The following is a 14,205-nucleotide window of genomic DNA, read 5'->3' as shown; positions in this document are numbered from 1 at the left end:
TGGCCTCCGGGAACCTCGGCCTGGTGTCGTTCCCCGACATGCCCGGCCGGGTCACCCGCGAGGCCCTGGAGCGCCGCCACCCGGCGCTGCTCGGGGCGCTGGCCCACCACCCGGGCATCGGGTTCGTCCTGGTCCGCTCCGAGGAGCACGGCGCGGTGGTCCTCGGGCCGGGGGGCTGCGAGCACCATCTCGACACCGGGCGGGTCATCGGCACCGACCCGCTCGCCCCGTTCGGGGAGGGCGCGGCCGACGCGGTGCGCCGCACCGACCGCTTCCCGCACGTCGCCGACCTCATGGTCAACTCCGCCCACGACCCCGCCACCGGCGAGGTGCACGCGTTCGAGGAGCAGATCGGTTCGCACGGCGGTCTGGGCGGTGAGCAGAGCCGGCCGTTCCTGCTGTGGCCCGCCGAGCTGACCGAGCCGGTCCCCGGAGGCGGTGAGCCGGTCGGCGCGGAGGAGGTGCACCGGGTGCTGCGCCGCTGGCTGCGCGAGGCGGAGGCACCGTCCGCGCCCGCCACGCCCGCGCCGCGTCACGCGCCCGAGGAGGACCCCGCCGAGGCGCTGCGGTCGGCCCGGAGGAACGAGGGCCGCGGGTGACCCGGACGGCGGTATGCCCGCACGGGAATGCCGTACCAGTGGAAAATCGGGCATAACGCTCACCGGGGAGGGGATCGGCGGTGAGGTGTCCCGGCCGGACAGGGGGAGGGGATTGCTGCCGCCCGCCCGCGCGACCGTAGATCCTTCGCCCGCGAGGGCCCCCGGCGGGAGCATTCGCGGCGATTTTGCGGGACCCGACCGGGCCGGTGACCATGAGAAACAGTCCGGCAATCCGGACAGCCCGGCACGACGAGAGACGCGCACCACATGCACCGCAGCCCCGCCGGCCGGAGTACCGGGAACGGCTCCGACCAGCACTCCCACCCCACGCCGCACTTCCGGATGAGCCTGCCCATCGCCACCTGCCTGGTGATGGGCAACATCATCGGCGGCGGCATCTTCCTGCTGCCGGCCTCCGTCGCCCCGTACGGCACCATCAGCCTGGTCGCCTTCGGTGTGCTGACCCTCGGCGCCCTCGCGCTCGCCCTGGTCTTCGGTCGGCTGGCCCAGCGCCACCCCGACACCGGCGGCCCCTACGTCTACGCACGGGAGGCGTTCGGCGACTTCGCCGGCTTCCTGTCCGCCTGGTCGTACTGGACGATGACCTGGGTCAGCAACGCGGCCCTCGCGGTGGCCGCCGTCGGCTACGTCCACGTCCTCTTCCCCGGCCACGCCTCCCGCGGCACCGACCTGGTGATCGCCCTGGCCGCCCTGTGGCTGCCCGCGCTGGCCAACTTCGCGGGCACCCGTTACGTCGGCGCCGTCCAGCTCGTCTCCACGGTCCTGAAGTTCGCGCCGCTGCTGTTCATCGCGATCGCGGGACTGTTCTTCTTCGACCCGGGCAACCTCGGCGCGTTCAACGCGTCCGGCGGCAGCGGCATCGGCGGGCTGTCCGCCGCGGCCGCCATCCTGCTCTACAGCTACGTCGGCGTGGAGTCGGCCGCGATGAGCGCGGGCGAGGTCCACGACCCGGAGCGCAACGTCGGCCGCGCCACGGTCCTGGGCACCATCGGCGCCGCCGTCGTGTACCTGCTGGGCACCGTCGCCGTCTTCGGCACCGTCGCCCACGACAAGCTCGTCCGCTCCAAGGCGCCGTTCTCCGACGCCGTCAACGCGATGTTCGGCGGCCACTGGGGCGGCACGCTCGTCGCCGCCGCGGCGGTGATCTCGATCATCGGCGCGCTCAACGGATGGACGCTGATGAGCGCCCAGTCCCCGTACGCCGCGGCCAAGGACGGCCTGTTCCCCGCCGCGTTCCTCACCAAGCGGCGCGGCGTACCGACCTTCGGCGTCCTGGCCGCCGCGGTGCTCGCCAGCGCCCTGACCGTGATCAACTACTTCACCGGCGTCGGCGGCGTCTTCGAGATCCTGGTGCTGATCACCACCTTCTCGGCGACCGTCCCCTACCTCCTCGCGGCCGGCGCCCAGGTCTACTTCCTGCTCACCGGCCGCCGCGACCAGGTCCGCCCCGCCCGTTTCGCCCGCGACCTGACCCTCGCCCTCGTCGCTTTCGGCTTCACCTTCTGGCTCGTCGCGGGCGCCGGCTACGCGGCGATCTACCAGGGCGTCCTGTTCCTCTTCGCCGGCATCCTCGTCTACGCCTGGATGGCCGCCCGCCGGGGCGGACGCCCGGCCGGCGGCGGCCCCGGGGGAGCCTCCGCGGGCGCCATGACGGAGCGCATGGGCCCGGCGGGAGAGGCGGACCGGGAACGCGTTCCCGACGGCGCGGTGGCGGCGGGCTAGCCGAAGCGGCGCGCGCCCCAGGCGGCCAGCAGCCGCCCGTACGCCGCGGTCGCCTCGTGGATCGCGCGGACGGAACAGGTCTCGTCGGTGACATGGGCCTGTTCCGGTTCGCCGGGCCCGTGGAGGAGGACGGCCGGGGCGCCGAGCTTCCCGGCGAGGACGGAGGCGTCGGTGAAGTAGGTCGCGCACGGCGCCGTGCGGTCCGTACCGTCCTGTGCCGGGCACAGCGCCTCGGCCAGCTCCCGGACGAGCGGGTCACCGGGGTCGGTGGCGACGCTCGGCAGGTCGAGGAGCCGCTCGACGCCGACGCTCCCGTCCCCGCCGTCCGTCAGCCGCCCGACGGCCGCCACCGCGTCGTCGGAGGTGAAGCCCGGGACGGTACGGATGTCCAGGGTGAGTGCGGCGCGGTCCGGCACCAGATTGGGCTGGACCCCGGCGTGGAACGTCCCGACGTTGACGGTGGCCGGGCCGTGCGAGGCGCTGTCCGGCCAGCCGCGGTGCTCGTGGACACGCTGGGCCGCCGCGGCCAGCTTCACCAGGGCGTTGACGCCGAGATCCGGCCGCGAGCCGTGCGCGCTGCGGCCGCGCGCCGTCAGCCGCAGCCACAGCGCGCCCTTGTGCCCGAGGACGATCCGGTTGGCGGTCGGCTCCGCCACCACGAGTACGGGGCTGGGCGCGAGCCCGTCCAGCAGGGAAGCGCCCTCGCAGCCGGTCTCCTCCCCGAAGGTGAGGACCAGCTGCACGGCCGTGTCCGGGTCCGTGTGCCGCACCGCGGCCGTCACCAGGCAGGCGACCCCGGCCTTCATGTCGCTGCTGCCCCGACCCCGCAGCCGGTCGCCGACGATGTCCCCGCTCAGCGGGTCGAAGGACCAGCCGGACGGGTCGGCCGGCACGGTGTCCAGATGCCCGGTCAGCGTGATCGGTGTGCCGCTCCCACGGCGGGCGACGAGATTGGCGCGCCCCGCGACCCGCTCCTCGACCCGTACTGCGAAGCCCGCCCCGGTCAGCAGCGCGGCGAGGAGGTCGGCGGGGGGACGCTCGCCGCCCCCTCGGGTGTCCGTCCTGACGAGCCGCTGTGCGAGCGCCACGGCGTCGCGGGCGCCCGGTTCTGCCGACTCGCGAAGATCTGCTGTCACGCGGGGACTCCTCTCGGGGCGGCTACGGCGGAGTGACGCGGCCCGCCCCGGATTTTGCGCTTGTTGCGCAAGGTTAGTCAATGGTGGTGGGCCTCTTGTCTCGTTCAATCGCCGTCGATCTGCGGAGAGTTTTTTGCGCAAAACTCGCCGATCCCGACGGGAGAAGCGATGGGAACCCCCGGCATGCCAGGCTGGACCCCACCACGCGCACCCGGACCACGGCGGCGCACCCCGACCCGACGGAGGCACGGACGATGGCGGAACCGCTCGGCGAGCAGGAGATCGCGGAGGCCCTCACCGCACTGCCCGGCTGGACCGTCGCGGACGGGAAGCTGCGCCGCGGCTACCACCTCCCGGGGCATCTCCCGGCCGCCGCGATGCTGCTCCACATCGTCCGCATCCAGGAGGAACTGGACCACCACGCCGATCTCACCCTGGCGTACGACCGGCTGGAGATCGCGGTGAACACCCACAGCGCCGGAGGCCGGATCACCGACCTCGACGTCGGCCTCGCCCACCGCGTCGAGGCCGTCGCCCCCGCCCACGACGCCCGCTGACCGGCCGCTACGCCCCAGGGTCCGGGCGCGGCGCCTCCCGGCCGGCCCGCGCCAGCTCGACGTTGAACTGCGCGCCGGACAGCAGCGACAGATGTGAGAACCACAGCCAGATCAGGAAGACGACCGGGCCGGCGAGTGAACCGTAGAGCCGGTTGAAGGTGCCCACGCAGGAGACATAGAGCGTGAAACCGGCGGACGACACCAGCCACATCAGCACCGAGACCACCCCGCCCGGAACCGCCCGCCGCAGATCCCGGGAATGCCGCGGCCCCGACCGGAACAGCAGCATCACCAACACGATCGCGAGCAGCAGCAACAGAGGCCACTGCAAGAGCCGCCAGACGGTCTCACCCGCCTCGCCCATCCCGAGCCACCGGCCCAGCGCCCGCGCGATCGGCCCGCTCACCAGCAGCGCCACCGCCGTACTGATCAGCAGCGCCATCAGCAGCACCGCCGTCGCGAGAATGCGCGGCGCCTTGTGCCACGGCGGCCGGTCGTCCTTCGTCCGGTGCATGGCGTGCATCGCCCGCCGGAACACCGCCAGATAGCTGCACGACGACCACAGCGCGCTCACCAGCGCACCACCCACCACCAGCCACGCGGCGGTGCGCTGCCGGGCCATCCCGACCAGCGCGTGACGCAGCGGTTCCCCCGAACCCGCCGGGGCGAGGGAGGCGACGTGGTTGATCAGTTCCTCGGTACCGGCGGGATCGGCGATACCGACCAGCGACACCGTGAGGATCAGCGACGGCAGCAGCGCCAGCACGGAGTAGTACGTCAGGCTCGCCGCCCAGTCGGTCACATCGTCGTGCCACAGCGACAACGGCGTCCGGCGCAGCGCGATCCCGTACCGGCGCAGGGCGGACGCGGCCGTCGCGGCGCGCGGAAGGGTGCTGCTCCCGGCCGCCGCCGGCGCGCACCGCGCCTCCGGCACCCGTTCCGGCGTCCGGCGCATACCGCTCGCGCCCATGTGTCGTTCCCCTCCTGTCGTCTCCGGTGTGCGGCCACGGGGCCGTGCGGTCCGGGGCGCGGGCGCGCACCTCCCCGCGCACGCGGGACCCGTGGAAGCCGCGCCGTCCTCCCGGCGGGACCGCCCGCCGCACCGGTTCAGCACCGTACTTCACGGCGCGTCACGCGAGCGGCCGCCGCCCCCTCGCGGTGACACCCCGCCCGCCGTCCCCTACCGTGCCCGCATGCCCCTGAGCCTCGACCACTACTGCTCCGAAATCGTCGCGCAGACCGCCCTGTTGACGTCCGCCCTCGACGGCGCGGACCCGGCGGCGCCCGTGCCCTCCTGCCCCGACTGGAACCTCGCCCGGCTCCTGCGCCACCTCGGCGGAACCCATCGCTGGGCCGAGACCGTCGTACGCGCCCGCGCCACCGGACCCGTCCCCGACACCGAGGTCAACGACGTCCCCGACCGTACGGACGAGGACATCGCGACACTGTGCGCCCGGCTGACCGAGGGCGCGGAACGACTCGCGGGGACCCTGCGCGCCGCCGGCCCCGACACGCCGGTGTGGACCGTGGCGCCGGACGGGACGCCACTGTTCTGGGCCCGCCGGATGACGTACGAGACCGTTCTCCACCGCGCCGACGCCGCCCGCACGGTGGGCGCGCCCTACACGCTGGACGCCGGGACGGCCCGCGACGGGCTCGACGAATGGATCACGTTCAGCACCCTGCCCCAGGCCGCCGCCTCGGAGGAAGGACGCCGCGCACTCCTCGCCCCCGGCCGCGCCCTCCTCCTCCACGCCACCGACGTCCCCGCACCGCACGACGCCGCCTGGCGCGTCGACACCACCACGACCTCCGGCCCCGCCGCCCTCTCCTGGCGCCGTACCCACGGCGGCACCCCCGCCACCACCACGGTGCGCGGCCCGCTCACCGCTCTCCTGCTCCTCCTGTACCGACGGCACCCCCTCGACGCCCCGGACCTCCAGTTCCTCGGCGACAGGGACCTCTTCACCACCTGGCGCGACGAGGTCAGCGACTGGCTCCGCCGCTGACGGCCGCCGGGGCCGGCGTCGGGAACGGCATCCGGCGCGCCCGTCAGGCGAACGCCAGCCCCCGCCACGGCGACGCCGGGTCCTGGGTGAGCGCCCGGTGCAGATGCACCGTCTCGGCGTACGGCGCGCCGAACCAGCCGTTGTCGAAGGCCAGTACCCGCCCCAGCGCGTACCCGGCCGCGAACTCCTCCCAGGACCCGTACGCCTCACGGGCCCGCGCACCGGCCTGCCGCACCGCCTGCTCGGCCTGCGGCGGGGTGCACAACCGGGCGCCCAGACCCCACCGCACCAGGTTCACCGCATGGGCCAGGTCCAGCGCGACGAGGGAGACCACCTCCCCACCGGAGGGCAGCACCCTCTCCGCGCGGAACCGCTCCTCGTACCGGACCACCTGCTCGGGCAGCCCGCCGCCCGCGCCGTCCTCCGCGCCGTCCCGCCCGGCGGCGCGCGCCCGCAGCGCGGCCTGTGCCTCGGCCGGTACGAACTGCCCGCCGAGCAGCTGCTCGAACCGCTGCTGCCAGGACGCCGGGTCCGCCACCGACCACTGCTCGCGCAGCGTCTGCGCGTCCCACGCGTGGTCCAGGAACGTCGTACCGAGTTCGTTCCACGGCACGCTGTGGTGCACCGCGAGCGGCGCCCCGCAGGCCAGCCCCTGGGCCAGCGGACCGTGCAGCGGACCGCCGAAGTGCGTGGTGAGCAGCCCTCCGGGCCGTACGCCGATGTGGGCGCGCAGGCGCAGCCAGGCGGCGCGGTGCGCGGGCGTCGCCGCCAGGTACGCCACGCACGGGGTACCGGGGTTGACGGCGAGCATCCACTTGTCGTTCGGCCAGTCCTGCGCGAGTTCCTCGACGGAGACCCGGTCGAAGAACTGCTGCGGATGCCAGGGCGGCAGCATGCCACGGGTGAGGACGGGGATGCAGGTGGTGCCCGCCACGGGATCGTCGTACACCGGCAGCGGGTCCTGCCCCGGCTGCGGCGCCGCGAGATACAGGTCCTCGCCGGCCAGGGCAGCGATCTGCCCGTCCACATCGCCCCGCGCCGTCGCTTCGCACAGCCGCCGCTCGGTGTCCGTCGGCGGCACCCATCCCGGAATACCCACGTCGCAGACCCTACGGCGCCGGGCCCGCCGGACGGGAATCGGCACCGGCCGGGCGCCCGTGCCCGGTGACATGGCACCTTCCGCGCGCCCTGGTTAAGCTCGGTCGGGGGGCCCGACGACCCGATCGCGAAGTGATCGAGGAGGCTCCGATGACGCTGGTGCCCGAACCACGTGATGTGCCCCCGCGCCTCGTCACCGGCGCGTTCATCCTCAACTCCGGCCTGGGCAAGCTGCACGCCGACCGGGAGACGGCCGAGGGCCTGCACGAAGCGGCCTGCACCGCCTACCCGTTCCTGCGCGGGATGGACGCGGAGCGCTTCACCCGGCTGCTCGCGTGGTCCGAGATCGCGGTGGGCGGGGCGCTGCTGGCCCCCGTCGTGCCGACTCCGCTCGCCGGTCTCGCGCTGACCGGGTTCTCCGGCGCGCTGTTCGGGCTCTATCTGCGCACGCCCGGTATGCGCGAGCCGGGCAGCCTGCGGCCGACGCAACAGGGCATCCCGCTGGCCAAGGACGGCTGGATGCTGGGCATCGGCCTGGGCCTGCTGAGCGCGCGGGCGCGATGGGGCTGCCTGTGCGGGGCGCGGTGCCGCCGCCGTCGCTGCCGCCGCTGACCCGCCCGTACCGCCGTGCACACGGCGATCCGTGGTGCCAAGGAAGTCACCCACGGTGAGGGGCCGTTCGAGGGAAGAATGACACCCGGGAACCAGGCGGATCACTCGAATGCCGGGCGTACGGCGGCCGTCGCCGCAGACCGGCGGCGGGACAGGGCCGCAGCCCCGCCCGAGTGGCGGGCGGGGCTCCGTGGCGGGTGCCGGATCAGACCATGTCGAAGGTGGCCGGGTCCGGGCCGGTGCGCGTGCCGTTCTCCAGGGCGGCGAGGTCCGACAGGTCGGACGCGTCCAGCTCGAAGCCGAAGACGTCGATGTTCTCGACGATCCGGGACGGGGTGACCGACTTCGGGATCACGATGTTGCCGAGCTGGAGGTGCCAGCGCAGAACGACCTGCGCCGGGGTCCTGCCGTGCTTCTGGGCGATCCGGCCGATGACCGGCTCGTCGAGCAGGCCCTTGCCCTGGCCCAGCGGCGACCACGCCTCGGTCGCGATGCCGTGCCGGGCGTGGCAGGCGCGGGACTCGGCCTGCTGGAGCCAGGGGTGCAGCTCGATCTGGTTGACGGCCGGGACGACGGACGTCTCGCCGAGCAGGCGCTCCAGGTGCGCGGGGAGGAAGTTGGAGACACCGATCGCCTTGGCGCGGCCCTCCGCGTAGATCTTCTCGAACGCCTTGTAGGTGTCGAGGGCGGTGTCCCTGGCGGGCAGCGGCCAGTGGATCAGGTACAGGTCGACGTAGTCCAGGCCGAGCTTGGCCAGGGAGGCGTCGAAGGCCCTGAGCGTGGAGTCGTAGCCCTGGTCGGAGTTCCACAGCTTGGTGGTGACGAACAGTTCCTCACGGGCGATGCCGGAGCCGGCGAGGGCCCTTCCCGTGCCCTCCTCGTTGCCGTAGATCGCGGCGGTGTCGATGCTGCGGTAACCGGCCTCCAGGGCGTGGCCGACGGCCGTGGCCGCCTCCTCGTCCGGCACCTGCCAGACGCCGAAACCGAGCTGCGGCATCGAGACGCCGTTGTTGAGCGTGATGGTGGGGACCTGGCTCACGGGGGAGATCCTTAGGTTGGCGTTCGTTCTCGGTGACGCCAACCATCATCTGCCACCAGGTATTCCTTCGCACACCGATACGATCACCTGGCGGGAAACGGGCGGGGGAGCGGCCCGCGAGGTTGTCCCGGCGGAGTTATTCCTGGTAGAGGGCGTCGATCTCCGCCGCGTACGCCCTCTCGACCGCCGCGCGCCTGAGCTTGAGCGACGGCGTCAGCAGCCCCTGTTCCTCGCTGAACTGATGGGCCAGTATCCGGAAGGTACGGATCGACTCGGCCTGGGACACCAGGGTGTTGGCGGCGACCACCGCACGCCGGATCTCGGTCTCCAGATCGGGGTCGCGCACCAGGTCCGTCGGCAGCAGTTCGGGCTTGCCGCGCATCGACAGCCAGTGCGCGACCGCCTCCGGGTCCAGGGTGACCAGCGCCGCGACGAACGGGCGGTCGTCGCCCACGACGAGGCACTGCGCCACCAGGGGGTGCGCGCGTACGCGTTCCTCCAGCGCGACCGGCGACACGGACTTGCCGCCCGAGGTCACCAGGATCTCCTTCTTGCGTCCGGTGAGCGTCAGATAGCCGTGCTCGTCCAGGGACCCGGTGTCACCGGTGGCGAACCATCCGTCCCGCAGGACGGTTTCGGTCGCCTTCGGGTCGTGGAGATATCCCTGGAAGACCTGGCCGCCGCGCAACCAGACCTCACCGTCCTCCGCGATGCGCACGGTGGTGCCGGGGATCGGCGTGCCGACGGTCCCGAAACGGGTGCGTTCCGGCGGGTTGGCGGTGGCCGCCGCCGTGCTCTCCGTCAGCCCGTAGCCCTCGAAGATCCGGATGCCGGCGCCCGCGAAGAACAGGCCCAGGTGGCGCGGCATCGCCGAACCGCCGGACATCGCGTACCGCATCCGGCCGCCCATCGCCTCCCTGACCTTGCTGTAGACGAGCCGGTCGAACAGCTGGTGCTGCATCCGCAGCGTGGCACCGGGGCCGCCGGAGGCGCCGAACGCCTTCTGCTCGGCCGCCTCGGCATGGCGGACCGCGACGTCGACGGCCTTGTCGAACGCGCTCAGTCTGCCCTCGGTCTCCGCCGTGCGCCGGGCCGACGCGAAGACCTTCTCGAAGACGTACGGCACCGCGAGGACGAAGGAGGGCTGGAAGGACCGCAGGTCGGGCAGGAGGGCGCGGGCGCCGAGTTCGGGCTGGTGGCCCAGCTTGACGCGGCCGCGCACGGCGGCGACCTGCACCATCCGGCCGAAGACGTGCGCCAGGGGCAGGAAGAGGAGGGTGGACGCCTCGTCGTCGGGCCGGGACCGGAAGACGGAGTCGTAGCGTTCGAGGACGTTGTCGGCCTCGGCCATGAAGTTGGCGTGCGAGAGGACGCAGCCCTTGGGGCGGCCGGTGGTGCCCGAGGTGTAGATGACGGTCGCGGTGGCCTCGGGGGTGACCGCCATCCGGTGGCGGTGGACGACCTCGTCGTCGATGTGCTTGCCTGCCGCCGTCAGCTCCGCCACCGGGTCGGCGTTCAGCTGCCACAGCGTACGGAGCTGGGGGAGCCGGTCGATGACCGAGCCGACGGTCATCGCGTGGTCCTCGTGCTCCACCAGGCAGGCCGAGACACCGGCGTTGTGCAGGGCCCAGAAGACCTGTTCGGCGGAGGACGTGGGGTAGAGCGGGACGGGCTGGGCGCCGATGGTCCACAGCGCGAAGTCGAAGAGCGTCCATTCGTACCGTGTCCGGGACATGATGCCGACGCGGTCGGCGAACCGGACGCCGCGTGCCAGCAGCCCCTTGGCCAGGGCCATCACCTCGTCGCGGAACTCCGCGGCGGTCACGTCCCGCCAGTGGCCCCGGGCGTCCTTGCGGGCGAGGGCGACACGGTCCGGTTCCGTGTTCGCGTGGTCGAAAAGGACGTCCGCCAGCCCGCCGACCCGGGGCGCGGTCGCCAAAGGCGGGACGGTGAACTCACGCAATGGCCCAGCCTTCCGTGCTGCTCCTCACAGGGCCGCGACCGTACCCCAACGGGGCGTCGGGCGGGAGGGCCGCGGGAGGCGGGGGAACGGAGGGCACGGTACCGGTCATCCGGTGAAAACGGGCCACTCCGGGGAAACGTGGACATGAACCTGGTCTTTCGGTGCCAAACGAGCACGGTGCGGAGACCGGATCTGCACCGAACCTCTGCATTTGTGATCGCATTCGTCACTGTCGTTTTTCTCACCGTTCCTCTCCGTGGTCGTTATGGGTACGCGGAGGAGCACCTGCGACCGTCCGGGTGCCGAGTGCCGCGCGGTCGCCGTCGAAGTCCGACCGTTCCCGAGGTCCCGTTCGGCCGTTTGCCAGCTGTGGCTTCACCCGATCCGGGGACCACGGCTACGGCAGTTGCAGCCGGTCCCCGCCGGCCAGGATCGCGTCGGCCAGCGCCTCCGCCGGCCCGCGCGCCGGGCCGGGCCGCTGCCCGTAGAGCAGGACGAAGTCCACCTCGCCCAGTTCCGGCAGGCCGCTGCGGGCGGGCAGCCGCACCAGGCCCGGCGGCACCATGCCGCGCGTGTGCGCCATCACGCCCAGCCCCGCGCGGGTCGCCGCTATCAGACCGTTGAGGCTGCCGCTGGTGCAGGTGATGCGCCACGACCGGCCCTGGCGCTCCAGCGCCTCCAGCGCACGGGCCCGGGTCACCGCGGGCGGCGGGAAGACGACGAGCGGCACCGGGCGCTGCGGATCGAGCCGCAGACGGTCCGTACCCACCCACACCAGACGATCCCGCCACACCAGCCGGTCACCCGTCTGCTCCGGGCGCCGCTTCGCCAGGACGAGATCGAGCCGGCCGGCCGCCAGCAGCTCGTGCAGGGTGCCCGACAGCTCCACCGTCAACTCCAGATCGACCTCCGGGTGGTCCCGGCGGAACCCTTCGAGCACCTCCGGCATACGGGTGAGCACGAAGTCCTCGGACGCGCCGAAGCGGAGCCGGCCCCGCAGCCGTGTGCCCGTGAAGAACGCGGTGGCCCGCTCGTTCGCCTCCAGGATCGTGCGGGCGAAACCGAGCATCGCCTCACCGTCCTCGGTCAGCTCCACGGCGTGGGTGTCCCGGACGAACAGCCGCCGCCCGGCCGCGTCCTCCAACTTCCGCACATGCTGGCTGACCGTGGACTGCCGCAGCCCGAGCCGGTGCGCGGCCTGCGTGAAGCTCAGCGTCTGCGCGACCGTCAGGAACGTCCGCAGCTGCACGGGGTCGAACACGGGGCCTCCTGAGGGGTGGACAGCGGGGTGCGCCGGGTCCGTACGCGGCACGCGAACCGATGTGCCCGGCGACCGGGCCGGGACCGGAGGCGTCTCCGGCGCGCCGCTTCCGCTCTCCACCGACAGCATGCGGCCGGCCCAGCATGCGGGGTCATCACTGATCGCGATGACAGTGACTACGGTAAACGGGGTTCCCGATCACCGTGCCGGTCGGCACTCTGGAGAGGGCACCGTCCATGCCGCCGCCCCTACACCGAACGACCCGAAGTGAGACCATGCGCCGCCCTTCCCTGTCCCTCCCCTCCTGGCTGCCCGTGGACGGATACATCCTCGCGCTGATCGGCACCGTCGCCCTGGCCGCCGTGCTCCCCGCCCGCGGGAGCGCCGCCACGGCCGCGGACGGCGCCGCCACCGGGGCCGTCGCCCTGCTCTTCTTCCTCTACGGAGCCCGGCTCTCCACCCGCGAGGCCATCGAGGGACTGCGCCACTGGCGGCTCCACCTCACCGTCCTGGCCTGCACCTTCCTGGTGTTCCCCCTGCTCGGCCTCGCCGCCCGGGTCCTCGTCCCGCATGTGCTGACGCCCGGCCTCTACACCGGGCTGCTGTTCCTGTGCCTGGTCCCCTCCACCGTCCAGTCCTCGATCGCCTTCACCTCTATCGCCCGGGGCAATGTCGCCGCGGCGATCTGCGCGGGATCGTTCTCCAGCATCGCCGGCATCGTGATCACCCCGCTGCTGGCCGCCCTCGTCCTCGACGGCGACGGCGCGGGCTTCTCCGCCGACTCCCTGGTCTCGATCGTCTGCCAACTGCTGCTCCCGTTCCTCGCCGGCCAGTTGCTGCGGCGGTGGATCGGCGGCTTCCTCACCCGGCACCGGAAGGTCCTCGGCTACGTGGACCGCGGCTCGATCCTGCTCGTCGTCTACAGCGCGTTCAGCGTCGGCGTGACCCAGGGCATCTGGCACCAGGTCTCGATCCCGCGTCTGCTCTGCCTGCTGGGTGCGGAGGCCGCCCTGCTCGCCGTGATGCTGGCCGGGACCGCCTACGGAGGCAAGAAGCTCGGCTTCGACCGCGCCGACCGGATCGCGATCACCTTCGCCGGGTCGAAGAAGAGCCTCGCCGCCGGACTCCCCATGGCCAGTGTGCTGTTCGGCGCGCAGGCCGGTCTCGCGGTGCTCCCGCTGATGATGTTCCACCAGATGCAGCTGATGGTCTGCGCGGTACTGGCCAAGCGGTACGCCGCCCGGGCGGACGCCGAGGAGGCGGCCGCGCGCCCCGGAGGGCCGGGAGCGGCACGACCGCTCCCGGCGCCCGGTGATGCCCCCGGGAGCGCGCTCGCGGAGAGCGCGGGCACGCCCCCGCCGCACGGCGCGGCCGCCGGCGACGCGGCCGGTGCTGCGGCCAGTCGCTCGGGTCGCTGAAGCCGGCGGAGAGGGCGGAGGAACGGGCAAGGCTGCTGGTCATGGGCGCAATGGCCGATGCGGTGTGCATGGGAACCATGGAAGCACCGACCACTGACAATCGATCAGCGACGGCCCGTCGCCCGACCGTTCCCCGGCCTCAGCCGCCCTGCCCGACCCGGTCCAGCGGCAGCCGCAGAACCAGGGGGGCCGACGGCTCCGCGTTGCCGGTCCGTACCGTCGTCAGCTCGTCGTCGCTCAGCGCCCGCCGGTAGACCCGCACCTCGTCCAACGCCCCGGTGAACCGGGCACGGGCATCGCCCCGCCGCCCCAGATAGACGCTGAAGACCGAACCGCGGCTCACCGAGCCGGGGACGTCCGCGGCCGAGGTGGTGTCCTTGCCGTCGACGGTCAGCAGCAGCCGGCCCCCGGTGCGGCGCAGCGCCAGATGGTGCCAGCGGCCGTCGTTGTGGGCCCCGGCGGAGGAGACGCGGGCGGTGGCCGGCGGCGCGGCGCCCGTGGCGGCCGTCACCTGTGCGGTGATCCGGCCGTGCGCCGGATCGGCGACCACCGTCATCTGCGGGGACCTGCTGCCCGTCCCGCCCGTCCACAGCAGCGGCTGCTCCCCGCTCGTCGCCCGGTAGCGGAACCAGAGGCTACAGGTGAAGGCGTCGGCGCCGAGCGGGAGGGAACCACGGAACGGCAGCCGTACCGCGTCGTCCCCGCCGTCGAACTCCAGGGCGCGTCCGAAGGCCCCGTCGGTGGTGCGGGCGCCGCCCAGCGCCTCGGCC

At 73.2% G+C, this 14,205-nt stretch carries 12 protein-coding genes and 1 pseudogene; 6 read left to right on the top strand and 7 right to left on the bottom strand.

From position 1 onward, the window contains the following. Together AC51EU_RS18415 and AC51EU_RS18410 are read left to right on the top strand one after the other, a co-directional pair. Positions 1-599, top strand: a pseudogene (locus AC51EU_RS18415) (hypothetical protein); the annotation flags it as partial. Positions 600-941: 342 nt separating this feature from the next. Continuing rightward, positions 942-2,342 carry an amino acid permease gene (locus tag AC51EU_RS18410; protein ID WP_496268077.1) on the top strand — a complete coding sequence of 467 codons (1,401 nt, stop codon included), beginning with the start codon at positions 942-944 and terminating at the stop codon, positions 2,340-2,342. On the opposite strand, the gene AC51EU_RS18405 is transcribed toward AC51EU_RS18410, so the two are convergent. After that, positions 2,339-3,478 carry a M20 family metallopeptidase gene (locus AC51EU_RS18405; RefSeq protein WP_496268076.1) on the bottom strand — a complete coding sequence of 380 codons (1,140 nt, stop codon included), beginning with the start codon at positions 3,476-3,478 and terminating at the stop codon, positions 2,339-2,341. The two genes, AC51EU_RS18410 and AC51EU_RS18405, sit on opposite strands and share 4 nt — an antisense overlap. 254 nt (positions 3,479-3,732) lie before the next feature. Here AC51EU_RS18405 and AC51EU_RS18400 point away from each other — a divergent pair, with 254 nt between their 5' ends. Next, complete coding sequence (locus tag AC51EU_RS18400) at positions 3,733-4,035, top strand: 4a-hydroxytetrahydrobiopterin dehydratase (RefSeq protein WP_496268075.1); 303 nt, start codon at positions 3,733-3,735, stop codon at positions 4,033-4,035. 7 nt (positions 4,036-4,042) lie between these two features. Here AC51EU_RS18400 and AC51EU_RS18395 read toward each other — a convergent pair whose 3' ends face one another. After that, the gene (locus AC51EU_RS18395) at positions 4,043-5,005 is read right to left on the bottom strand and encodes a YihY/virulence factor BrkB family protein (RefSeq protein ID WP_496268074.1); all 963 of its coding nucleotides are present in this window, start codon (positions 5,003-5,005) and stop codon (positions 4,043-4,045) included. Positions 5,006-5,228: 223 nt separating this feature from the next. Between AC51EU_RS18395 and AC51EU_RS18390 the strand changes: the two genes are divergently transcribed. After that, positions 5,229-6,044, top strand: coding sequence for a maleylpyruvate isomerase family mycothiol-dependent enzyme (locus AC51EU_RS18390; protein WP_496268073.1), 816 nt, complete (start codon positions 5,229-5,231; stop codon positions 6,042-6,044). 43 nt (positions 6,045-6,087) lie between these two features. Here AC51EU_RS18390 and AC51EU_RS18385 read toward each other — a convergent pair whose 3' ends face one another. Then, a complete protein-coding gene (locus tag AC51EU_RS18385; RefSeq protein ID WP_496268072.1) occupies positions 6,088-7,143 on the bottom strand; it encodes a DUF1266 domain-containing protein in 1,056 nt (351 codons plus the stop codon). 149 nt (positions 7,144-7,292) lie between these two features. On the opposite strand from AC51EU_RS18385, the gene AC51EU_RS18380 reads away from it, so the two are divergent. Continuing rightward, positions 7,293-7,754 carry a hypothetical protein gene (locus AC51EU_RS18380; RefSeq protein WP_496268071.1) on the top strand — a complete coding sequence of 154 codons (462 nt, stop codon included), beginning with the start codon at positions 7,293-7,295 and terminating at the stop codon, positions 7,752-7,754. Positions 7,755-7,959: 205 nt separating this feature from the next. Here the strand turns inward: AC51EU_RS18380 and AC51EU_RS18375 are convergent, their stop codons facing one another. The 3 genes from AC51EU_RS18375 to AC51EU_RS18365 form a co-directional block, all read right to left on the bottom strand. Further along, the gene (locus AC51EU_RS18375; protein ID WP_496268070.1) at positions 7,960-8,793 is read right to left on the bottom strand and encodes an aldo/keto reductase; all 834 of its coding nucleotides are present in this window, start codon (positions 8,791-8,793) and stop codon (positions 7,960-7,962) included. Between the two features lie 136 nt (positions 8,794-8,929). Next, a complete protein-coding gene (locus AC51EU_RS18370) occupies positions 8,930-10,756 on the bottom strand; it encodes an AMP-dependent synthetase/ligase (protein WP_496268069.1) in 1,827 nt (608 codons plus the stop codon). A gap of 397 nt (positions 10,757-11,153) precedes the next feature. Continuing rightward, positions 11,154-12,017 carry a LysR family transcriptional regulator gene (locus tag AC51EU_RS18365; RefSeq protein ID WP_496268068.1) on the bottom strand — a complete coding sequence of 288 codons (864 nt, stop codon included), beginning with the start codon at positions 12,015-12,017 and terminating at the stop codon, positions 11,154-11,156. A gap of 275 nt (positions 12,018-12,292) precedes the next feature. Between AC51EU_RS18365 and AC51EU_RS18360 the strand changes: the two genes are divergently transcribed. Next, positions 12,293-13,435 carry a bile acid:sodium symporter family protein gene (locus AC51EU_RS18360; protein WP_496268067.1) on the top strand — a complete coding sequence of 381 codons (1,143 nt, stop codon included), beginning with the start codon at positions 12,293-12,295 and terminating at the stop codon, positions 13,433-13,435. A 139-nt stretch (positions 13,436-13,574) separates the two neighbouring features. On the opposite strand, the gene AC51EU_RS18355 is transcribed toward AC51EU_RS18360, so the two are convergent. Next, on the bottom strand, positions 13,575-14,205 hold a 631-nt coding region (locus tag AC51EU_RS18355; protein ID WP_496268066.1), incomplete at its 5' end, for a LamG domain-containing protein.

The sequence above is a fragment of the Candidatus Streptomyces philanthi genome, assembly GCF_059553635.1.
Note: the sequence above shows the minus strand (reverse complement) of the source record. Positions and strands in the feature narration are given on the sequence as shown.